Source organism: Methyloversatilis universalis FAM5 (assembly GCF_000214035.2).
Taxonomy (GTDB): domain Bacteria; phylum Pseudomonadota; class Gammaproteobacteria; order Burkholderiales; family Rhodocyclaceae; genus Methyloversatilis; species Methyloversatilis universalis.
Window position 1 is genome coordinate 36,664 of record NZ_AFHG01000049.1, and the last position, 20,604, is coordinate 57,267.

Below are 20,604 nucleotides of genomic sequence, written 5' to 3' on the forward strand. Positions count from 1 at the left end.
GCCGGAGGCGAACGAGGACAACAAAAAAGCGACCCGGAGGTCGCTTTTTTGTTTGGGCGTCCGGAGACTCAGGCCGCCATGCCCAGCATCTTCTGCATCGACGCCTTCATCTTCTGCATGGCCTTGGCTTCGATCTGGCGGATGCGCTCGGCCGACACGCCGTACTCGGCAGCCAGTTCGTGCAGCGTGGCCGCTTCGCCGTCCTGCACCAGCCAGCGCCGCTGCACGATGGCACGGCTGCGGTCGTCCAGCGCGGCCAGCGCCGAGTGCAGACCGTCTTCCTGCAGACGGACGTTCTGCGCCGCTTCCATCACGTCCAGCGGTTCGGCGGCCGAATCGGCCAGCCAGTGGATGGGCGCCAGACGGGCGCTGTCGCGGTCGTCGTCCTCGCTGCTGCCTTCGAGCGCGACATCCTGACCGGACAGGCGGGTTTCCATCTCCACCACTTCTTCCGGCTTCACGCCCAGCGTCTTCGCCACTTCCTGCACTTCGGCCGGATTCAGCGTGTTGCTGCTGTGCTTGAGGCTGCGCAGATTGAAGAACAGCTTGCGCTGCGCCTTGGTGGTGGCGACCTTGACCAGGCGCCAGTTGCGCAGGATGTACTCGTGGATTTCCGCCTTGATCCAGTGGATGGCGAAGGACACCAGACGCACGCCGCGGTCCGGGTCGAAGCGTTTCACCGCCTTCATCAGACCGATATTGCCTTCCTGGATCAGGTCGGCGTGCGGCAGGCCGTAGCCCAGATAGCCGCGCGCGATCGCAATCACCAGACGCAGGTGGGACATGACCAGGGTGCGCGCTGCATCGAGGTCTTCGTCGTCACGGAAACGGCGGGCGAGCGACTGTTCCTGCTCTTCGGTGAGCAGCGGAACGCGGCTGGCCGCCTGGATGTAGCTGTCGATATTGCCCAGCGCGCCGGGCGCCGGCAGATTCGGAACCATCAGAGCATGGGTCATGATTCATTCCTCCCTTGAGGGTCAACATTAGCACTCTCTGACAGGGAGTGCTAACAGTGCGTTCGGGCAAGTTCGTATCAAAACTTGAGCCGGGCTCCGCTGCGCCGCCGGCCGGTCTTCAGGCGTCCTTCAGCGTCTGCATGTCGATCACGAAGCGGTACTTCACGTCGCTTTTCAGCATGCGGCCGTAGGCGTCCTCGATCGCCTGCATCGGAATCATCTCGATGTCGGCGGTGATGCCTTTCTCCGCACAGAAATCCAGCATTTCCTGGGTTTCCGCGATGCCGCCGATCAGCGAGCCGGCGATCCGGCGGCGTCCGAAGATGAGATTGCCGACCGAGGGCGACGGATGCGGCTCGGCCGGAACGCCGACCAGCGTGAGCGTGCCGTCGCGCCTGAGCAGCGTCACGAAGGCATCGAGGTCGTGCGGCGCGGCCACCGTGTTCAGGATGAAATCGAAGCTGCCGGCGTGGGCGGCCATTTCGTCCGCGTTCTTCGACACCACCACTTCGTCGGCGCCGAGCGCCCGCGCGTCGTCGCGCTTCGAGGGCGAGGTGGTGAAGGCGACCACGTGGGCGCCCAGCGCATGCGCAAGCTTGATCCCCATGTGGCCGAGTCCGCCGATGCCGACCACGCCCACCTTGCTGCCCGGGCCCACTTTCCAGTGCCGCAGCGGCGACCAGGTGGTGATGCCGGCGCACAGCAGCGGCGCTACGCCGGCCAGATCCTGTTCGCCGTGATTGATGCGCAGCACGAAGTGTTCGGTCACCACGATGGCGGTCGAGTAGCCGCCATAGGTGTTCTCGCCGCCGCCGTACACCGGGCCGTTGTAGGTCGCGGTGAAGCCGTGCTCGCAGTACTGTTCCAGGCCCTCGCCGCAGGACGGGCAGTTGCGGCAGCTGTCGACCATGCAGCCGACGCCGACCAGATCGCCCACCTTCACCTTGGTCACCCCGGCGCCGACCGCGCTCACCCGGCCGACGATTTCATGGCCCGGTACGCAGGGGTAGATCGTGCCCGGCCATTCGCCGCGCGTGGTGTGCAGGTCGGAATGGCAGACGCCGCAGTACAGGATGTCGATCGCGACGTCCTGCGTGCCGGGGCTGCGCCGCTCGAATGAGAAGGGTGCAAGCGGCGTGGTGGCGGAACGGGCGGCGTAGGCGTAGGTCTTCATGGGCGGTCTCCGGATGAAGCGTGCGATCGGCCGGCCACGGAATGCGGCCGCTGATGCCCTCAAGTCTAGGATGTGGAATGCCACCGGGGCGCGTAGGTTTCAGCAAGCCCTGTGAAGCCTCGCTTCTCAATCGGGAGGCCGCCCCTGCAGGCGGCTGCCGGACGGTTCTGGGCCGGTCCGGCGGCGCGCGCTACAATCCGGGACATCCATGGGCCGACTTCCGCCAACCATGTTCCGTTCCGTCGCAAGCTTCCTGCTGCTGTGCCTGCCGCTGCTCGCGTCGGCGCAGCTGCGTTCGATTCCGCCGGACGCGATCAAGGCCAAGATGAAACCGCCCCAGAACGGCGTGGCCGAAGTCGGCAAATACACATTCAAGCTGGCGCCCGGTGCGCAGATCCGTTCGACCGACAATCGCATCATGCTGCCGGTGATGATAGGCAGCGAGCAGGTGGTGCGTTACCAGCTCGACGCCCAGGGGCAGCTGTTCCGCGTCTGGGTGCTGTCGCCGGACGAGATCGACCTGCCGGCGCCCAAACAGTAATTTTCCCGTTCCCCGATGACCCGCAAGATTTACATCAAGACCTTCGGCTGCCAGATGAACGAGTACGACTCGGACAAGATGGCCGACGTGCTCGGCGACGCCGAAGGTCTGGAAAAGACCGACCGCCCCGAAGAGGCCGACGTCATCCTGTTCAATACCTGTTCGGTGCGCGAGAAGGCGCAGGAAAAGGTGTTCCATGACCTTGGCCGGGTGAAGCACCTGAAGCGAGAGAACCCCAACCTCATCATCGGCGTCGGCGGCTGTGTCGCCAGCCAGGAGGGTGCGGCCATCGTCGAGCGTGCGCCCTACGTCGATCTGGTGTTCGGCCCGCAGACACTGCACCGGCTGCCCGACCTCATTTCGAAGCGCCGCGCCAGCGGCCGCCCGCAGGTGGACATCAGCTTCCCGGAAATCGAGAAGTTCGACCACATGCCGCCGGCGCGGGTCGAGGGCGCGACCGCCTTCGTGTCCATCATGGAAGGCTGTTCGAAGTACTGCACCTTCTGCGTCGTGCCCTACACGCGCGGCGAGGAAGTGTCGCGCCCGCTGGACGACATCCTGACCGAGATCGCCACGCTGGTCGGGCAGGGCGTGAAGGAAGTGACGCTGCTCGGCCAGAACGTGAATGCCTGGCGTGCACCGATCAGCCGTGACTCGGACGACATCGGCGACTTCGCCTTCCTGCTCGAATGCGTGCATGAGGTACCGGGCATCGAGCGCATCCGCTACACCACTTCGCATCCGCGTGAAATGACGCAGCGGGTGATCGACGCCTACGCGAAGCTGCCCAAGCTGGTGTCGCAGCTGCACCTGCCGGTGCAGTCCGGCTCCGACCGCGTGCTGGCGGCGATGAAGCGCGGCTACACCGCGCTCGAATACAAGGCGGTGGTGCGCAAGCTGCGCGCCGCGCGCCCCGACCTGTCGCTGACCTCGGATTTCATCGTCGGCTTCCCGGGTGAGACCGAAGAGGATTTCGAAAAGACGATGAAGCTGATCGACGACGTCGGCTTCGACGGCAGCTTCAGCTTCGTGTACAGCGCCCGTCCGGGCACGCCGGCCGCCGATCTGGCCGACGACACGCCGCAGGAGGTGAAGCTTGCACGGCTGGCGCGACTGCAGAAGCGCATCGACGAGCAGGCACAGGCGGTGAGCCAGACCATGGTGGGCACGGTGCAGCGCATCCTGGTCGAAGGCCATGCCCGCAAGGACGCGACCGAACTGGCCGGCCGCACCGACAACAACCGGGTGGTGAATTTCCCGGGCGCGGCGCGCCTGATCAACCAGTTCATCGACGTGCGCATCACCAGCGCGCTGCCGCACAGCCTGCGCGGCGAAGTGGTCACCCGCGAGGCGGTCAGCGCTTGAAGACCCGTCCGCTCGAACTGGTGCTGGAGCCGCTGGACAACACGCGGCTGGCCAACCTCTGTGGCGTGCTCGACGAGAACCTGCGCCAGCTCGAAACCGCCTACGATGTCGAGATCGCCCGCCGCGGCGAGCGCTTCCGCGTCAGTGGCGAACCCGGCCAGTCGCAGCGTGCGGCGGCGGCGTTGCGCCACTTCTACAGCGTGGCCGACGCGCATCTGAGCATCGATGCCATACAGCTCGGGCTGATCGAACTGTCCAACCGGCAGGCGGCCGAGCCGGCCGCGCCGGTGCTGCATACCCGCAAGACCAATCTGCACGGCCGCACGCCGCGCCAGACGCAGTACCTGAGGCAGATCCAGGAACACGACATCACCTTCGGCATCGGCCCGGCCGGTACCGGCAAGACCTATCTGGCGGTGGCCAGCGCGGTCGACGCGCTGGAGCGCGAAACGGTCGCCCGCATCGTGCTGACCCGGCCTGCGGTGGAGGCCGGCGAGCGGCTCGGCTTCCTGCCGGGCGATCTGGCGCAGAAGGTCGACCCCTATCTGCGGCCGCTGTACGACGCGCTGTACGACCTGATGGGCTTCGAGCGCGTGGCCCGCGCCTTCGAGCGGCAGGTGATCGAGATCGCGCCGCTGGCCTACATGCGCGGCCGCACGCTGAACAACGCCTTCATCATTCTCGACGAGGCGCAGAACACCACGCCGGAACAGATGAAGATGTTCCTGACCCGCATGGGCATCGGTTCGAAGGCGGTCATCACCGGCGACCTCACGCAGATCGACCTGCCGCGCGGCCACAAGAGCGGGCTGGCCGAGGCGCGCAAGGTGCTGGCCGACGTGCGCGGCATCGCGATGACCGAATTCCTCGCCGAAGACGTGGTGCGCCATCCGCTGGTCGCGCGCATCGTGTCGGCCTACGAGCGTTTCGAGGCGCAGCGCGACGCCGAGGACGCGATGCGCAAGGGACCGCGCGGCTGATGCGGCTCAATCTGTCGGTGCAGTACGCCTGCGCGCGCGAGGCCTGCCCGCCGCGCGAGGACGTGAAGCGCTGGGTACGTGCCGCGCTCGATCCGGACGTGATCGAGCGCGCCGACATCACGGTGCGTTTTGTCGAGGCGGACGAGGGACAGGCGCTCAACCTCGAATACCGCGGCCGCGACTATGCGACCAATGTGCTGTCCTTCCCGTACGAACAGGGCGCGCACCTGGCCGGCGATCTGGTGGTGTGTCAGCCGGTGCTGGTGCGTGAGGCGGCGGAGCAGGGCAAGGCCTTCGCCGACCACGCAGCCCACCTGATCGTGCACGGTACGCTGCACCTGCAGGGCTGGGACCACGAAACGTCGGACGAGGATGCCGACGCGATGGAAGACGAAGAACGTCATATCCTCGCTGGCCTCGGGGTCGCCGACCCCTACGCCGGCGACTACTCGATTCAATCAACGGAGGTTTGAAATGTCGGATCAGAGTGACGACAGCGATGTCGGCCTGAAGGTGGTGGCGGTCATCGTGACCGCGGTGGTCGCCGCGGTGGTGGGTTATGCGGTGTCGCTGGCCGGCAAGCCGGCCGCAGCGCCGGTGGCCGAGGTGGTGGCGGTCGAGATCGAGGTGCCGGAGCCGGTGGGCGAGGCGCTCGCCCGCCTGTATTTCGAGATTGGCCAGGCCCAACTCGCCGCAGAGGCCGCGGACGCGATCGCGCGGGTGCAGGCGGCACTGGGCGCAGCGCCCGATGCCATCGTGCTGCTGTCCGGTTTCCACGATCCGTCGGGCGATGCCGCGCAGAACGCGGAACTGGCCAAGGCACGCGCTCTGGCGGTGCGCGACGCGCTGGTTGCGGCCGGTGTGGCGGAAGGCCGCATCCACCTGCGCAAGCCGGAAGTGACCGCCGCCGACGGCCCGCCGGAAGAGGCGCGCCGGGTGGAGATTCGCGTCCAGTAAGGGCGCGGCGGGCCCTCGCCGCAGGAGGCTGACTCGAAACGGACACGCTCCCCGGGTTACACTGGGGGCATGTTCGTCACCCTTGGTCCGCATGGACAGTAGTTCCTCTCCTTCGCAGCGCCCCGGTTTTCTCGAACGGCTTTCGCATCTGCTGATGCGCGAGCCGGAGGATCGCGAACAACTGCTGGCGCTGCTGCACTCCGCCTTCGAACGCAATCTGCTGGACGCCGACGCGCTGTCCATCATCGAAGGCGCCCTCCAGGTTTCCGACATGCCGGTGCGCGAAGTGATGATTCCGCGCGCACAGATGGACGTGATCGACATCGACGATCCGCTCGAAAAGATCGTGCAGACCGCGCTGCGTACCGCGCACTCGCGCTTCCCGGTGATCGGCGAGAACCGCGACGACGTGATCGGCATCCTGCTCGCCAAGGATCTGCTGCGCCTGATGTCCGGCGATGACGACAGCCTGCGTGACATGCTGCGGCCGGCGGTATTCATTCCCGAATCCAAGCGTCTGAACGTGCTGCTGCGCGAGTTCCGCGCCAGCCGCAACCACATGGCCATCGTGGTCGATGAGTACGGCGGTGTCGCCGGGCTGGTCACCATCGAGGACGTGCTGGAACAGATCGTCGGCGACATCGAGGACGAGTACGACTTCGACGAGTCGGCCGACAACATCCGCGCCGACCAGACCGGCCGCTACCGGGTGAAGGCGGCGACCGAGATCGAGGATTTCAACGAGGTGTTCGGCACCGCCTTCGAGGACGACGACTACGACACGGTCGGCGGTCTGGTCATCCACCAGCTCGGGCGCCTGCCCAAGCGTGGCGAGGTGGTGCAGATCGACGCGCTGCGCTTCACCGTGCTGCGTGCCGACAGCCGCCGGGTGCATGCGCTGATGGTGGACCGCCTCCCGCAGCCGGCAGCGCCCGCCGCCGGCGAATGAAGCCGGCGCTGCGGCTGACCACGGCCTTTGTCGCCGGCGCGCTGAGCGTCGCCGGCTTCGCGCCCTTCGGCGTGTTCGTGCTGCCGGTGCTCACGCTGGCCACCCTGCTGTGGCTGGTTGACGGACTGTCGCCGCGACCGGCCGCGCTGACCGGCTATGTGTTCGGCCTGGGCTGGTTTCTGGCCGGCGTGTCCTGGGTCAATGTGAGCCTGAGCCAGTTCGGCGGCATGCCGCTGCCGCTGTCGCTGCTGGCCACCTTCCTGTTCTGCGCCTATCTCGCGCTGTTTCCGGCCGCCGCGCTGGCTGCGCTGCGCGCGCTCGCGCCGTCGCCGCGTCTGGCGCCAGTGCTGTTCGCCGCCCTGTGGGTGCTGGGCGAATGGCTGCGGGGCACGCTGTTCACCGGCTTCCCCTGGCTGGCCAGCGGCTACGCGCACGCAGCGCCCAGTCCGCTCGCCGGCTATGTGCCGGTGTTCGGCGTGCATGGCGCCGGTTTCGTGGCCGCGCTGATGGCCGGCCTGCTGGCCGCTTTCGTCACGCAGCGCCTGGCGCTGCGCCAGGTGCTGCTGTCGCTGGTCGCCCTGCTGGCGGGCGGCGCACTGCTCGGTGCGGTGAGCTGGACCACGCCGACCGGACGCACGCTGACCGTGAGCCTGCTGCAGGGGAATATCGAACAGAGCATGAAGTGGGTGCCGGAGCGCCTGCCCGAGTCGATGAACGCCTATCTCGATCTGGCCCGCGCCTGGCCGGCCGATCTGGTGGTGCTGCCGGAAACCGCGGTGCCGCTGCCCTACGACGAGATCGATCCGCGCTGGCTGGAGGCGGTGCGCGCCACCGGACGCGACGTGCTGATGGGCGCGGTCACCGTCGGCGAGGTCGACGGTCGCGCCCGCTATTTCAACAGCGCGCGCGCGCTGGGCCGTGACGATGCGCAGTACAGCAAGGCCCATCTGGTGCCCTTCGGCGAATTCACGCCGCCGCTGTTCGCCTGGACGCTGAAGCTGCTGTCGATTCCGATGTCCGATTTCGGACGCGGCGCCGCGGTGCAGCCGCCGCTGGAACTGGCGGGCGAGAAGGTGGCGGTGAACATCTGCTACGAGGACGTGTTCGGCGAAGAGCTGATCGCCGGTGCGCGCGAGGCGACGCTGCTGGTCAATGTGTCGAACACCGCCTGGTTCGGCGATTCCTGGGCGCAGCCGCAGCATCTGCAGATCGCGCAGCTGCGTGCGCTTGAACTGGGGCGGCCCATGCTCCGCGCCACCAATACCGGCATGACGGCCGCCATCCAGCCGGACGGCCGGGTGATCGCGGCACTGCCGCCCTTCAGCCGGGCGGGGCTGCGGGTCGAGCTTCAGGGCTACCAGGGACTGACGCCTTTCCTGCGCTGGGGCAATGCGCCGGTGCTGCTGCTGTCGCTCGCAGTCCTCATCGTTGCCGCGGTGCAGCGCAAAAAGGGCTGAGCCGGTAAAATCCCGCCTTTCCCTCACGGTCTGGCTCCATGTCCGCTGCACCCACATTCCAGGAAGTGCTGCTGCGTCTGTCCCGCTTCTGGGGCGACCAGAACTGCGCGCTGCTTCAACCCTATGACATCGAAGTCGGTGCCGGCACCTTCCACACCGCCACCTTCCTGCGCGCCATCGGCCCCGAGCCCTGGCGTGCCGCCTACGTGCAGCCCTCGCGCCGCCCGAAGGATGGCCGCTATGGCGAGAACCCGAACCGCCTGCAGCACTACTACCAGTTCCAGGTCGCGCTGAAGCCGTCGCCGCCCAACATCCAGGAGCTGTACATCGACAGCCTGCGCGCGCTCGGTCTCGACCCGACGAAGCATGACATCCGCTTCGTCGAGGACGACTGGGAATCGCCGACGCTGGGCGCCTGGGGTCTGGGCTGGGAAGTGTGGCTGGATGGCATGGAAGTGACCCAGTTCACCTATTTCCAGGAAGTGGGTTCGATTCCGTGCAAGCCGGTGCTGGGCGAGATCACGTATGGCGCCGAGCGGCTGGCGATGTATCTGCAGGGCGTCGAGAACGTGTACGACCTGGTGTGGGCACCGGGCATCCGCTACGGCGACGTGTATCACCAGAACGAGGTCGAACAGTCGACCTACAACTTCGAGCATTCGAACGTCGAGTGGCTGTTCCGCCAGTTCGGCGACTACGAGTCGGAAGCGAAGCGCCTGATCGAGGCCGGCCTGCCGCTGCCCGGCTATGAGATGGTCATGAAGGCCTCGCACAGCTTCAACCTGCTGGATGCGCGCGGTGCGATCTCGGTGACCGAGCGTGCCGCCTACATCGGCCGCGTGCGCGCGCTGGCGCGACTGGTGGCGCAGGCCTACTACGCGTCGCGCGAGCAGCGCGGCTTCCCGATGGCCGACCTGAGCAGCCCGCGCCTGCGTGCGCTGCTGGGCGAGGAAGAGTGCCAGCGCATCGAGGCACTGCGCGCGGCCTGAGGGGCCATGCGTCCGTCCTGATCCGACCGAACCGTTTTGAGGCCGCTGCGGCGGCCTGTCTGGAAGAGCTATGCAAGCCACATTGCTGGTCGAACTGCTGACCGAAGAATTGCCGCCCAGGGCGCTGTCGCGTCTGGGCGAGGTGTTTGCCGACGCGGTGTTCAAGGCGCTGGTCGAGCGCAAGCTGGTCGCCGCCGACGCGCGCATGGACCGCTATGCCAGTCCGCGCCGCCTGGCGCTGACCGTGCAGGGCGTGGCCGACCGCGCCCCCGATGCGGTGGTCGATGAGAAGCTCATGCCGGTCGCGGTGGCGCTCGATGCCGAGGGCAAACCGACCGCCGCACTGCTGAAGAAGCTGCAGGCCAAGGGCATTCCGGTCGAGGCGCTGCCGCAGTTCACGCGCCGCATGGACGGCAAGAGCGAAACGCTGTTCTACGCGATGACGGTGCCGGGCGCGGCGCTCGACGACGTGCTCGCCGGCATCGTGCTCGACGCGCTGAAGAAGCTGCCGATTCCGAAACTCATGCGCTGGGCCGACTGCGACTACCAGTTCGTGCGCCCGGTGCACGGTCTGGTGCTGTTGCACGGCGACCGCGTTGTGCCTGGACAGGCCTTCGGTCACGCCGCCGGCCGCAGCACCCGCGGCCACCGCTTCATGGGCGAGGGCGAGGTGACGCTGGCGAATGCCGACGAATACGCCCGCGCGCTGTACGAGCGCGGCGCGGTGATGGCGTCCTTCGACGCGCGCCGCGCGCTCATCGTGCAGCGTCTGGCCGAAGCGTGCCGCGTGCTGGGCGACGGCGTGCAGCATGTCGACGACGCGGCGCTGATCGACGAAGTGACCGCGCTGGTCGAGAACCCGAACGTGTATGTCGCGCAGTTCGAACCGGAATTCCTCGCCGTGCCGCAGGAGTGCCTCATCCTGACGATGAAGGCCAACCAGAAGTACTTCCCGCTGCTCGATGCCGGCGGCAAGCTTCTGAACCGCTTCCTGGTGGTGTCCAACATGAAGGTGGACGACCCGCACAACATCGTGTCCGGCAACGAGCGCGTGGTGCGTGCGCGGCTGTCGGACGCGCGCTTCTTCTTCGAGCAGGACAAGAAGGCGCCGCTGGCTTCGCGCATCACGAAGATGGAGGCGGTGGTCTATCACAACCGCCTGGGCAGCCAGATGGACCGCGTCATGCGCATCCAGCGGCTGGCCACCGACATCGCCGCCCGCCTCAGCGCCGACGTGATGCAGGCGGCGCGCGCAGGCCTGCTGGCCAAGGCCGACCTGATGACCGACATGGTGGGCGAATTCCCCGAACTGCAGGGCGTGATGGGCCGCTACTACGCGCAGCACGACGGCGAGGCCGAAGTGGTGGCGCAGGCTGTCGATCAGCACTACCGCCCGCGTTTTGCCGGCGACGCGCTGCCGGAAGGCCCGATCGCCTGCGCGGTGTCGGTCGCCGACAAGGTCGACGCGCTGGCCGGTTTCTTCGGTATCGGCCAGATCCCGACCGGCGACAAGGACCCGTTCGCGCTGCGCCGTGCCGCGCTGGGCGTGCTGCGCATCCTGATGGAAGCGCCGCTGCCGCTGGACCTCGCCGAACTGATCGCCGCCGCGCGCGGTGGCTTCCGTGCCGGCCAGGTGGGCGAGGGCGAGGCCGCGAATTTCGAAAGCCAGCTGCTGGATTTCATGATCGAGCGCCTGCGCAATCTGCTGCGCGACGCTGGCCACGACGCGCGTGCGATCGACGCCGTGCTGGCGCAGCGTCCGACCCGCATCGACCGCGTGCCGGCCAAGCTGGCCGCGGTGGTCGCCTTCTCGGCGCTGCCGGAGGCGCAGTCGCTGGCCGCCGCCAACAAGCGCATCGTGAACATCCTGAAGAAGGCCGAATCGGTCGGCGGCACGGTAGATACCGCGCTGTTCGCCGAAGCGGCCGAGCGCGAACTGCATGCCGCGCTGACCGCGGTGCAGCCGACGCTGGAGGCCGATCTCGCTGCCGGCCGTTATGCCGAAGCGCTGACCGCGCTGGCGAAGCTGCGCGCGCCGGTGGACCGCTTCTTCGACGACGTGATGGTGAATGCCGACGATGCCGCGGTGCGCGCCAACCGGCTCGCGCTGCTCGGTCAGCTGGCCGCGGCGATGAATGCGGTGGCGGACATTTCGCGCCTCGAACTGAAGGACTGAGGACGGACCGCGCGTGAAGCTCATGAAGCTCATCATTCTGGACCGTGACGGCGTCATCAACTATGACTCCGACCAGTTCATCAAGTCGCCGCAGGAGTGGCGGCCGATCGAAGGTTCGATGGAAGCGATCGCGCAGCTGAATCAGTGGGGCTGGCGCGTGGTGGTGGCGACCAACCAGTCCGGCGTCGGCCGCGGCCTGTTCGACATGGACACGCTGGCGGCCATCCACGACAAGATGCACCGCACGGTGGCGCAGGCCGGCGGCCGCATCGACGCCATCTTCTTCTGCCCGCACGCGGCCGATTCCAAGTGCGCCTGCCGCAAGCCCAAGCCGGGCATGCTGCTGGAGATCGCCGAGCGCTTCAATGTCGATCTGGAAGATGTGCCGGTGGTCGGCGACAGCCTGCGCGACCTGCAGTCGGCAGTGAGCGCCGGCGCGCAGCCGGTGCTGGTGCGCACCGGCAAGGGCGAGAAGACCGCGCTCGATCCGGAGCTGCCGCCGGGCACGCCCATCCACGACAATCTCGCCGCCTATGTGCGCGCGCTCACGGTGAATACCGACTGATGACCTTCATCCGTTCGCTGCTGTTCTTCTCGATCCTGTTCGTCCTCACGCCGCCGTACTCGCTGCTCGCCATCCTGGCGCGTCCGCTGCCGGCGCGCGTGCGCTACCGGGTGATCGGGTTCTGGACCCACATGGTGATGTGGGCGCTGTACTGGGTGGTCGGACTGCGCCATCGCGTGATCGGCCGCGAGAATCTGCCCCAGGGCAAGGCGGTGGTGCTGTGCAAGCACCAGTCTGCCTGGGAAACGCTGGCGCTGCAGGTCATCCTTCCGCCGGTGGCCTTCGTGTTCAAGCGCGAGCTGCTGCGCATTCCCTTCTTCGGCTGGGGTCTGGGCTGCATGCCGATGATCGCGATCGACCGCGGCGCCGGCAAGGACGCGCTGAGCCAGGTCGAGGAACAGGGCGCACGGCTGCTCGATCTCGGCTTCTGGGTCACCGTGTTCCCGGAGGGTACGCGCATGCCGCCGGGCCAGACCCGGCGCTACAAGATCGGTGGCGCGCGGCTGGCCGAAGTGACCGGCGCGCCGGTGATTCCGATCGCGCACAACGCCGGCGACTTCTGGAAGCGCAATGCCTTCCTGAAGCAGGCGGGCGAGATCACGGTGAGCATCGGCCCGGCGATCGACACCCGGGGCTTGACGGCGGAACAGATCAACCGGCAGGCTCAGGAATGGATCGAAAGCGAAATGCGCAGGCTGTTCCCGCACCACTATGAAAACGCCCCCGTGCCCGCAGCAGCTTGAATTGGCACTCGACGTGCCTGACAACGCACCGCCGCCGGTGCGCGGACGCCATATCGTGCTCGGCCAGCAGATCGTCGAGTACGCGCTGCGCCGCAGCCGCCGCAATTCCATCGGCTTCTCGATCGGCGAATCCGGCCTGCGCGTGACCGCGCCGCACTGGGTGACGCTGCCGCAGATCGAGGAGGCGCTGCGCGAGAAGCAGCGCTGGATATTCACCAAGCTGGGCGAGGTGCGCGCGCGGCGCGCGCCGGTGCGCACCGACTGGCGCGATGGCGCCCGCATTCCCTACCTCGGCCATCCGGTCACGCTGCGCCTGGGCGACACCTGCGCCCGGCCGCTGGTCGAGGCCGACGCACTGCGTCTGCCGCTGCCGGCGGACGCCGATCACGACCGCATCCGCGATGCGGTATCCGGCTTCCTGCAGCAGGAGGCGCTGGCGCTGTTCACCCGACGCGCAGGCGAACTGGCGGCTGCCATCGACGTGGCGCCCTCGCGCGTGGTGCTCAGTTCGGCCAGCACGCTGTGGGGTTCGTGCACCGCGCAGGGCGTGATCCGGCTGAACTGGCGGCTCATCCATTTCTCGCCCGCGGTGATCGACTACGTGATCGCGCACGAACTGGCGCACCTGAAGGAACTGAATCATTCCCGCGCGTTCTGGGACACCGTGGCGGCCATCCTGCCCGGCTTCGAGGACGCCCGCCGTGAACTGCGCGCCTACCATCCGGGCCGCATCGTTGCCCCCTGACGAAAGGACATTCCATGCGCATCCTCCACACCATGCTGCGTGTCGGCAATCTCGACCGCTCGATCGATTTCTACACCCAGGTTCTCGGCATGCGCGAACTGCGCCGCAAGGACTATCCGGACGGCCAGTTCACGCTGGCTTTCGTCGGCTATCAGGACGAAGCCGACGGGGCGGTGCTGGAACTGACCTACAACTGGGGCACCGAGAAGTACGACCTGGGCAATGCCTACGGCCACATCGCGCTCGAAGTGGACGACGCCTACGCCACCTGTGAACAGGTGAAGGCGCGCGGCGGCAAGGTGGTGCGTGAAGCGGGCCCGATGAAGCACGGCTCGACCGTGATTGCCTTCGTCGAGGACCCGGACGGCTACAAGATCGAGTTCATCCAGCGCGGTACCCAGATGGCCGGCTGAGCCGCGGTCTGCCGCGCACGTCCGTGAGATATTCACGTGGCGTGCGCGCCCTGCAGGATTACGTTGCCAGCTTCCATCATCCGCAAGGAGGCCGGCCCATGCGTTCATCCCTCATCGCACTGGCACTGCTGACACTGGGCGCCGTCCAGGTCGTGCAGGCCGCACCGTCGAGCACCTTCGATGCCGGCAACGACGGCTGGACGGTGTCCGACACCAACCAGCCCTTCGATTCCTTCGGCGGCTCGTTCACGCCGGACTATGACGAGGCGGGGCAGTTCATCCGCTTTACCGATCCGTCGTCGATGAGCTTCTTCTTCGAGGCGCCGGAATCCTTCCTCGGCGACCTGTCCGCCTATTACGGCGGCGTGCTGCGCTACAGCCAGACGCTGTCGGTGCAGACGCCGCCCTGGCGTGACGATCCGGACGTGGTGCTGGTCAATGGCAGCGGGCTGGTGCTGGTCTATCAGAACGTCAATCAGCCGGGCACGGACTGGACCGGTTTCGAGGTGTCGCTGAGCGCGGGGGGCTGGCGTGTCGGCACGCTGGACGGCAGTTTCGCCACCGCCGCGCAGATGCAGGCGGTGCTCGGCGATCTGCAGCGGCTGCGCATTCGCGGGGAGTACATATCCGGCGTGATCGAAACCACCGCGCTCGACAATGTGTCGATCAGCGCGGTGCCGGAACCGGCCTCGTGGGCCTTCATGCTGGCCGGCGCCGGCCTGCTGTCGGCGAGAGTGCGCCGGCGTCGCGCCTGATCAGGCGGCGACCCGGTTCGCCTTCATTTCGCTGCGCAGCTCGTCGGCCAGACTTTCCAGCGCGGCGTCGAGCTGGTCGAGCAGCGCAGCGACGGTGGCTTCGTCCGGTGCCCTGTCGCCGGTGCGCTCCAGCCGCCCGGCCAGACCCGCCGCGTGGCTGGCGCCGAAATTGCGCACCGTGCCCTTCACCGCATGCGCCTGTTCGGCCAGCGCTTCGCGCGATCCGGCGGCGGCGGTGCGCAGTTGCGCCAGCATGCCGCGGTAGTCGCGCAGGAACAGCACGATGATGTCGCGCATCAGGGTTTCGTCGCCGCCCAGATTGCCGAGAGTGAAATTGCGGTCGAACAGCGGCCGGTTGTCCGGTGCGGGTGCGGCAGCCCGGCTTTCGGCGGGGAGCGCCGGGCGGTCCGCTTCCGCGGCGCTGCCTGCCTGCGGTGCAGGCGACGGTTTCAGCGCCTCCTCCAGCGCCCGGATCAGCGCAGCCACCTGCACCGGCTTGGATACATAGGCGTCCATGCCGGCGGCGAAGCACTTTTCCCGGTCACCGGCCATCGCATGGGCGGTCATCGCGATGATGGGCGTGTGCCGTTCGCCGTCCTGCGCGCGGATGTGGCGGGTGGCTTCGAAGCCGCCCATCTGTGGCATCTGCAGATCCATCAGGATGGCGTCGTAACGCTGTTCGGCCGCTTTCGATACGGCCGACAGGCCGTTGTCGACCACGTCCACCCGGTGCCCCAGCCGTTCCAGCAGTCGCACCGCCAGTGTCTGATTGACCGGGTTGTCCTCGGCCAGCAGCAGCGTCAGCGGGCGGTGCTCGCTGGGCGACAGGGCGGACGCGCCGGACGCGCAGCGCGCGCTGCCCGCCCCGGTGGCGGTGATCAGCGCGTCCAGCAGCGGCGCGGTCTGGACCGGCCGCGCCACCACGCCGTTGATCGAAGGCGGCAGGCCGACGGTGGGCGCCGCGCCGTCGTGCAGAAGGATGATGGGCAGTTCCGCCGCGCTCTGTCCGGCCAGCGTATGCACCAGCGCCCAGCCGTCGCGGGCTGCCAGATCCTCGGCCACCAGCAGCGCCCGGAAGCACTGCGCCTCGGCCTCCGCCGACACGATGGCGCCGATGCCTTCGTCGAGGTCGGCACACAGCCGTGCATTCACCTGCCACTGCGCGAGCTGGGCCGCGATCTGCTGGCGAGATGTGCTGTCCGGTTCGATCACCAGCAGGGGCAGTCCTTCCAGCGTGCTGGGTGACATCGTGGTCAGGGCGCCGCCGCGGGCGCGCGTCAGCGGTACGCTGAAATGGAAGGTGGCGCCGTGACCCAGGCGGCTGGTCACGCCCAGCGTGCCGCCCATGCGGCGGACCAGCCGGGTGCAGATGGCCAGACCCAGACCGGTGCCGCCGAATTTGCGGGTGGTGGAACTGTCGGCCTGCGAGAAGGCTTCGAAGATGAGGCCCTGCTTGTCCTCCGGAATGCCGATGCCGGTGTCGCGCACCGCGAACCTCAGCTGCTGGGTGTCCTCGTCGCTGTGCTCGAGCGTGACGGTCACATCGACATTGCCGCGCTCGGTGAACTTGAGCGCGTTGCCGATCAGATTGGTCAGCACCTGACGGATGCGCGTGGGGTCGCCGATCACGCCGTCGGCCACCGACGGATCGATGCGGCAACCCAGCTGAACCGGCTTGCCTGGCTTGGGCGCCAGCGTACGCACGATGGCGCCGACCACGTCGCGCAGGCTGAACGGAATGTGTTCGAAATCCAGCCGTCCGGCCTCGATCTTGGAGAAATCGAGAATCTCGTCGATCAGCGTCAGCAGTGCTTCCGACGACTGTTTCACCAGCGACAGATATTCGCGCTGCTCCGCACTCAGGTCGGTGTCCAGTGCCAGTTCGGTCATGCCCATGATGGCGTTCATCGGGGTGCGGATTTCGTGGCTCATGTTCGCCAGGAAGTCGCTCTTTGCCCGGTTGGCCGCTTCGGCCGCGTCGCGCGCGGCCATCATCTGTTCTTCCGCCGCCTTGCGCTCGCCGATGTCCGACAGGAAGGCGGTGAACAGCGCCCGCCCCTTCATGTGGGTGGAGGTGATCGCGATCTGGGCCGGGAAGCGCCGACCGCTGCGGGTGCTCACCTGGAGGTCGAGATGGTGGCCGATCACCGCGTCGTAGCGGCGGCCCAGCCACTGCAGTAGGTCGTGTTCGCCCGGCTGGCGCTCGTCCGCATGCACCAGCAGCTCGATCACCGGATGCTGCATCGCTTCGGCCTGTGTCCAGCCCAGCATGCGCTCGGCCGCCGGGTTGTACTCGATCACGTTGCCGAAGCTGTCGAAAGTGATCACCGCATCCAGCGCCGCGCCGAGGATGGCACCGGTGCGTGCTTCGCTTTCCTCCAGCGCGCTGCGCTGGTTGTACAGGCTCAGCGAGGCCCAGTTCAGCGCCTGCGCCAGACGGTCGGTTTCATGGGCGCTGGTGGTGGCGGGCAGGGTGTCGCCCATCGAGTGGTCGAGCCGCTCGGCGAAGTCGGTGCATTCATTGAGCGCGGCCAGCGGGCGCCGCAGCAGCCCGTACAGCAGCGCGACGCCCAGCAGCAGCGCGATCAGCCCGTGCAGCAGGCTGTCTTCCAGGATGTGCGCGTGCACCTCGCGCGTTTCCGGCGTGTCGTGTTCGGTCCGCAGCCAGGTGATCCGGTCGCCACCGGTGATCGGGACCCAGCTGACGATGATGCGCCGCCCGTCCGGGCCGGTGGAGCCGGCGCGCGCGCGTCCGATCAGTGCGGCGGGCGGCAGGTCTGACGGCAGGCGGCGTGCGGTGAGCCAGCGGCCGCTGGCGTCATGTTCCAGTGCCGACAGGATGCGTCCGTCCGGATCGATCAGCGCCGCCGCCTGCAACTCGATGTTTTCCGGCAGCCGGGCGCGCAGGCTGAGTACCGCGTCGCTGTCGTGCGCCACATCGCTCATCAGGCCGGTGGCGATGCTGCGCGTCTCGGCAAGGCTGACCCGTTCCAGCAGCTGCAGGGTTTCCTCGGCCTGCTCCTGTGCCGTGTACAGCGCATTCCCGGCTGCGCCTACGCCGAACACCAGCGCGAACAGCAGCGTGATCCGGTGCAGCAGCCGGCGCGGACGAGGGAATGGAAGCTGCATCGCTCAGCTTTCGTCGCGATAGGTGGCGCGGATGTCGAGAACGTCGTTCCAGCTGTCCAGCAGCGCGTCGGCGCACAGCGGATCGAAATGGCTGCCGCGGCCGTCCGCCAGGAACTGGCGCGCACGCTCCAGTTCCCAGGCCGGCTTGTAGGGCCGGGCCGAGGTGAGCGCGTCGAACACGTCGGCCACCGCCACGATGCGGCCGAACAGCGGAATGTCCTCGCCGGCCAGACCTTTGGGATAGCCGCTGCCGTCGAACTTCTCGTGGTGGCTGAGCGCGATGGTCGCCGCCAGCTGCATGTAGGGCGAAGCCGAGCCCTTGAGGATTTCGTAACCGATGGATGCGTGCTGCTTCATGATGTCGAACTCTTCCGGCGTGAGCTTCCCCGGCTTGAGCAGGATGTGATCCGGTGTGCCCAGCTTGCCCACGTCGTGCATCGGGGCGGCGATCAGCAGCGATTCCTGGGTGTCGGCGTCCAGGCCCATCCGGTTGGCGATCAGTGCCGAGAAGTGGGCCATGCGCAGGATATGGGCGCCGGTTTCCGGGTCGCGGAATTCGGCGGCGCGCGCCAGCTTGTTCAGCGTTTCCCGTTCGCGTTCGAAAATTTCGGCGGTCGCACGCCGCACTTCGGCGGCGAGGGTGCGCGCGTGATTGGACAGCGCGACCTGACCGGCGCGCAGCGACAGCATGTTGCGTACGCGCGAGGTGAATTCGATGCGGTCGACCGGCTTGGTCAGGAAATCGTTGGCGCCCGATTCAAGCGCGCGGTAGCGCACTTCCTTCTCGTGGTCGGCGGTCACCATGAGCAGCGGTGTCTGTGCGCGCGCCGGATGGGCGCGGAAGCGGCGGATGAATTCGATGCCGTCCATGTCCGGCATCATGTAATCGACGATGACCAGATCCGGATCGGTGCGGATGCAGTGCTCCAGCGCTTCGGCCGGCACCTGGAAAGTGGTCGAGTCCACGTCCGGGAGCTTGCCGAGCAGGGCCGACATCAGTACCAGATTGACCTGCGCGTCATCCACCACCACTACATTCATCCGGACACTCCATGTGTGAGCCCCAGTCCGGGCCGGCGCGGCGCGGTGAGGGCCGGCGGCGGGTGCAGGGGCGGCGGACGCGTATCGGGACGCCTCCGCACTGCTTGATTACGGTCATCAAGGCATGCGACTTTAACGGGCTGTCACGCACCGGACCGCCGTACTACCGACGACATGAAAGCCCCCATGCCCTACACGCTGCGCGCATCGGCCCTGCGCAACTGGCTTCGCCAGCTCTCCTTCCGCGACATGTTCGCGCTCGGCGTACCGGCGCTGCTCATCATCGCCGCCGGTTTCTGGTTCGCCGCCCGCTACATCAAGCCGGCGCCGCCGGACCAGGCCATCATCAGCTGCGGCGCGTCCGGTTCGGCCTACGAGTCCTTCTGTGCCCGCTACAAGCCGCTGTTCGAGCAGTACGGCATCACGCTGGAGACGCGGGACAGCGCGGGGTCGATCGAAAACCTGAAGCGGATCAGCGATCCGGAACAGACGCTGGATTTCGCCTTCATCCAGGGCGGCAGCGCGCCGGATCATCCGCCCGGCCTGCTGTCGCTCGGGGCGGCCTACTACGAGCCGGTCTGGGTGTTCTATCGCGGCCGGCCCGGGCTGGAGCGGCTGGACCAGCTCAAGGGCATGCGCATCGGCATCGGTGCCGAAGGCAGCGGCACCCGCCATCTCGCGCTGCAGATGCTGGCCGCCCACGGCATGGACACCGACCGGCGCCGGCTGCTGCCGCTGGGCGGCACCGATGGCGTGGCGGCGCTGCTGCACCGGCGCATCGACGCGCTCATCGTGGTTGGCGCGGTGCATTCGGCCTCGGTCTGGTCGCTGCTGTACGCCGACGGCGTGTCGCTGATGTCGCTGGCGCAGGCGCCGGCCTATTCGCGGCGCTTTCCGCACTTGAGCCTGCTCACGCTGCCGCGCGGCGCGATCGACTTCGTGCGCGACATCCCGCCGCGTGACGTGTCGCTGGTCGCCACCCAGGCCTATGTGGCGGCCCGCGAGGACACGCATCCTGCGCTGATCGACCTGATGCTGGGCGCGATGAAGCCGGCGCACGCCGAAGCGACCGTCTTCCAGCGACCGGGTGAATTTCCGAAGGCGGACGCCGGCGACTTCGAACTGCATCCGCGCGCCAAGCGCTTCTACGAAGCCGGCCCGCCCTTCCTGCAGCGCTACCTGCCGTTCTCGATCGCCAACCTGCTCGACCGCATGCTGGTGCTGCTGGTACCGCTGCTGGCCCTGGCGCTGCCGCTGTTCAAGATACTGCCCCAGCTCTATGTATGGCGGGTGCGCAGCAAGCTGTACCGCTGGTACGGCGAGCTGAAGGACATCGAACGTCAGGCCCTGATGGACGATCCGCCGCGCAGTCGCGCGGAGTGGCTGGACGACCTCGAGCGTGTCGAGATGGCGGTATCCCGCATCACCGTGCCGCTGGCCCATTCGGACTATTACTATCAGCTGCGTGCGCACATCCACATGGTCAGACGGCGTCTTCAGGGCGAGGCGGCGGCCGCGCCGGATGCCGGAGAAGCCGCGACCGCCGCTCCGGATGCGTCGCGGGCCACGGCGAAGCCGGGTGGAACTGATTAGGCACCGTATTGTCCAGCCCACAGCGGGTTGCGACCTGCGGGCGCGGGGCGCCCTCAGGTCGCCGTTGAAACCGTGA

19 protein-coding genes are annotated in these 20,604 nt (G+C 67.6%); 15 read left to right on the forward strand and 4 right to left on the reverse strand.

Annotation, left to right across the window (positions count from 1 at the left end):
* Positions 1-68 precede the first annotated feature (68 nt).
* On the reverse strand, positions 69-956 hold the full coding sequence (gene rpoH / locus METUNV1_RS10240) for an RNA polymerase sigma factor RpoH (RefSeq protein ID WP_008061421.1): 888 nt from the start codon (positions 954-956) through the stop codon (positions 69-71).
* 118 nt (positions 957-1,074) lie between these two features.
* Positions 1,075-2,130: an NAD(P)-dependent alcohol dehydrogenase gene (locus METUNV1_RS10245; RefSeq protein WP_008061423.1), complete on the reverse strand. Its 1,056-nt coding sequence runs from the start codon at positions 2,128-2,130 to the stop codon at positions 1,075-1,077.
* A gap of 229 nt (positions 2,131-2,359) precedes the next feature.
* Between METUNV1_RS10245 and METUNV1_RS10250 the strand changes: the two genes are divergently transcribed.
* The 14 genes from METUNV1_RS10250 to METUNV1_RS10315 all read left to right on the forward strand — a co-directional run bounded on the left by METUNV1_RS10250 (position 2,360) and on the right by METUNV1_RS10315 (position 14,765).
* Positions 2,360-2,671 (forward strand): hypothetical protein, encoded by a 312-nt coding sequence (locus tag METUNV1_RS10250; RefSeq protein ID WP_008061424.1) that lies wholly within the window; start codon positions 2,360-2,362, stop codon positions 2,669-2,671.
* A 15-nt stretch (positions 2,672-2,686) separates the two neighbouring features.
* Positions 2,687-4,036, forward strand: a complete 1,350-nt coding sequence (gene miaB / locus METUNV1_RS10255) for a tRNA (N6-isopentenyl adenosine(37)-C2)-methylthiotransferase MiaB (protein WP_008061426.1) — start codon at positions 2,687-2,689, stop codon at positions 4,034-4,036.
* Positions 4,033-5,016 carry a PhoH family protein gene (locus METUNV1_RS10260; RefSeq protein ID WP_008061427.1) on the forward strand — a complete coding sequence of 328 codons (984 nt, stop codon included), beginning with the start codon at positions 4,033-4,035 and terminating at the stop codon, positions 5,014-5,016. Before miaB ends, METUNV1_RS10260 begins: the two co-directional genes overlap by 4 nt.
* A complete protein-coding gene (ybeY, locus tag METUNV1_RS10265) occupies positions 5,016-5,489 on the forward strand; it encodes an rRNA maturation RNase YbeY (protein ID WP_008061428.1) in 474 nt (157 codons plus the stop codon). The genes METUNV1_RS10260 and ybeY overlap by 1 nt, the downstream gene beginning before the upstream one ends.
* A gap of 1 nt (position 5,490) precedes the next feature.
* Positions 5,491-5,973 (forward strand): OmpA family protein, encoded by a 483-nt coding sequence (locus METUNV1_RS10270; protein ID WP_043359660.1) that lies wholly within the window; start codon positions 5,491-5,493, stop codon positions 5,971-5,973.
* A gap of 91 nt (positions 5,974-6,064) precedes the next feature.
* Positions 6,065-6,922, forward strand: a complete 858-nt coding sequence (locus METUNV1_RS10275; protein WP_043359663.1) for an HlyC/CorC family transporter — start codon at positions 6,065-6,067, stop codon at positions 6,920-6,922.
* Positions 6,919-8,379, forward strand: a complete 1,461-nt coding sequence (gene lnt / locus METUNV1_RS10280) for an apolipoprotein N-acyltransferase (protein WP_008061431.1) — start codon at positions 6,919-6,921, stop codon at positions 8,377-8,379. The genes METUNV1_RS10275 and lnt overlap by 4 nt, the downstream gene beginning before the upstream one ends.
* 38 nt (positions 8,380-8,417) lie before the next feature.
* A complete protein-coding gene (gene glyQ, locus METUNV1_RS10285; protein ID WP_008061432.1) occupies positions 8,418-9,368 on the forward strand; it encodes a glycine--tRNA ligase subunit alpha in 951 nt (316 codons plus the stop codon).
* A gap of 70 nt (positions 9,369-9,438) precedes the next feature.
* Complete coding sequence (gene glyS, locus METUNV1_RS10290) at positions 9,439-11,544, forward strand: glycine--tRNA ligase subunit beta (protein WP_043359665.1); 2,106 nt, start codon at positions 9,439-9,441, stop codon at positions 11,542-11,544.
* Positions 11,545-11,566: 22 nt separating this feature from the next.
* A complete protein-coding gene (gene gmhB / locus METUNV1_RS10295; RefSeq protein ID WP_043359667.1) occupies positions 11,567-12,109 on the forward strand; it encodes a D-glycero-beta-D-manno-heptose 1,7-bisphosphate 7-phosphatase in 543 nt (180 codons plus the stop codon).
* Positions 12,109-12,852 carry a lysophospholipid acyltransferase family protein gene (locus METUNV1_RS10300; RefSeq protein ID WP_008061435.1) on the forward strand — a complete coding sequence of 248 codons (744 nt, stop codon included), beginning with the start codon at positions 12,109-12,111 and terminating at the stop codon, positions 12,850-12,852. The genes gmhB and METUNV1_RS10300 overlap by 1 nt, the downstream gene beginning before the upstream one ends.
* Complete coding sequence (locus tag METUNV1_RS10305) at positions 12,821-13,597, forward strand: M48 family metallopeptidase (RefSeq protein WP_008061437.1); 777 nt, start codon at positions 12,821-12,823, stop codon at positions 13,595-13,597. The genes METUNV1_RS10300 and METUNV1_RS10305 overlap by 32 nt, the downstream gene beginning before the upstream one ends.
* Before the next feature lie 14 nt (positions 13,598-13,611).
* Entirely contained in the window at positions 13,612-14,010 is a 399-nt protein-coding gene (gene gloA / locus METUNV1_RS10310) for a lactoylglutathione lyase (RefSeq protein ID WP_008061439.1), read from the forward strand.
* 98 nt (positions 14,011-14,108) lie between these two features.
* Positions 14,109-14,765 (forward strand): laminin B domain-containing protein, encoded by a 657-nt coding sequence (locus tag METUNV1_RS10315; RefSeq protein ID WP_008061445.1) that lies wholly within the window; start codon positions 14,109-14,111, stop codon positions 14,763-14,765.
* On the opposite strand, the gene METUNV1_RS10320 is transcribed toward METUNV1_RS10315, so the two are convergent.
* A complete protein-coding gene (locus METUNV1_RS10320) occupies positions 14,766-17,894 on the reverse strand; it encodes a hybrid sensor histidine kinase/response regulator (RefSeq protein ID WP_008061447.1) in 3,129 nt (1,042 codons plus the stop codon).
* Positions 17,895-17,897: 3 nt separating this feature from the next.
* Positions 17,898-18,935 carry an HD domain-containing phosphohydrolase gene (locus METUNV1_RS10325; protein WP_008061450.1) on the reverse strand — a complete coding sequence of 346 codons (1,038 nt, stop codon included), beginning with the start codon at positions 18,933-18,935 and terminating at the stop codon, positions 17,898-17,900.
* A gap of 186 nt (positions 18,936-19,121) precedes the next feature.
* Here METUNV1_RS10325 and METUNV1_RS10330 point away from each other — a divergent pair, with 186 nt between their 5' ends.
* On the forward strand, positions 19,122-20,528 hold the full coding sequence (locus METUNV1_RS10330; protein ID WP_008061454.1) for a TAXI family TRAP transporter solute-binding subunit: 1,407 nt from the start codon (positions 19,122-19,124) through the stop codon (positions 20,526-20,528).
* Positions 20,529-20,604: the final 76 nt, after the last annotated feature.

Excerpts from the sequence above, each read along its gene's own strand:
- rpoH (WP_008061421.1), bottom strand. The coding sequence starts at position 956 with ATGACCCATGCTCTGATGGTTCCGAATCTGCCGGCGCCCGGCGCGCTG.
- METUNV1_RS10245 (WP_008061423.1), bottom strand. The coding sequence starts at position 2,130 with ATGAAGACCTACGCCTACGCCGCCCGTTCCGCCACCACGCCGCTTGCA.
- METUNV1_RS10250 (WP_008061424.1), top strand. The coding sequence starts at position 2,360 with ATGTTCCGTTCCGTCGCAAGCTTCCTGCTGCTGTGCCTGCCGCTGCTC.
- miaB (WP_008061426.1), top strand. The coding sequence starts at position 2,687 with ATGACCCGCAAGATTTACATCAAGACCTTCGGCTGCCAGATGAACGAG.
- ybeY (WP_008061428.1), top strand. The coding sequence starts at position 5,016 with ATGCGGCTCAATCTGTCGGTGCAGTACGCCTGCGCGCGCGAGGCCTGC.
- METUNV1_RS10270 (WP_043359660.1), top strand. The coding sequence starts at position 5,491 with ATGTCGGATCAGAGTGACGACAGCGATGTCGGCCTGAAGGTGGTGGCG.
- METUNV1_RS10275 (WP_043359663.1), top strand. The coding sequence starts at position 6,065 with ATGGACAGTAGTTCCTCTCCTTCGCAGCGCCCCGGTTTTCTCGAACGG.
- lnt (WP_008061431.1), top strand. The coding sequence starts at position 6,919 with ATGAAGCCGGCGCTGCGGCTGACCACGGCCTTTGTCGCCGGCGCGCTG.
- glyQ (WP_008061432.1), top strand. The coding sequence starts at position 8,418 with ATGTCCGCTGCACCCACATTCCAGGAAGTGCTGCTGCGTCTGTCCCGC.
- glyS (WP_043359665.1), top strand. The coding sequence starts at position 9,439 with ATGCAAGCCACATTGCTGGTCGAACTGCTGACCGAAGAATTGCCGCCC.
- gmhB (WP_043359667.1), top strand. The coding sequence starts at position 11,567 with ATGAAGCTCATCATTCTGGACCGTGACGGCGTCATCAACTATGACTCC.
- METUNV1_RS10300 (WP_008061435.1), top strand. The coding sequence starts at position 12,109 with ATGACCTTCATCCGTTCGCTGCTGTTCTTCTCGATCCTGTTCGTCCTC.
- METUNV1_RS10305 (WP_008061437.1), top strand. The coding sequence starts at position 12,821 with ATGAAAACGCCCCCGTGCCCGCAGCAGCTTGAATTGGCACTCGACGTG.
- gloA (WP_008061439.1), top strand. The coding sequence starts at position 13,612 with ATGCGCATCCTCCACACCATGCTGCGTGTCGGCAATCTCGACCGCTCG.
- METUNV1_RS10315 (WP_008061445.1), top strand. The coding sequence starts at position 14,109 with ATGCGTTCATCCCTCATCGCACTGGCACTGCTGACACTGGGCGCCGTC.
- METUNV1_RS10320 (WP_008061447.1), bottom strand. The coding sequence starts at position 17,894 with ATGCAGCTTCCATTCCCTCGTCCGCGCCGGCTGCTGCACCGGATCACG.
- METUNV1_RS10325 (WP_008061450.1), bottom strand. The coding sequence starts at position 18,935 with ATGAATGTAGTGGTGGTGGATGACGCGCAGGTCAATCTGGTACTGATG.
- METUNV1_RS10330 (WP_008061454.1), top strand. The coding sequence starts at position 19,122 with ATGCCCTACACGCTGCGCGCATCGGCCCTGCGCAACTGGCTTCGCCAG.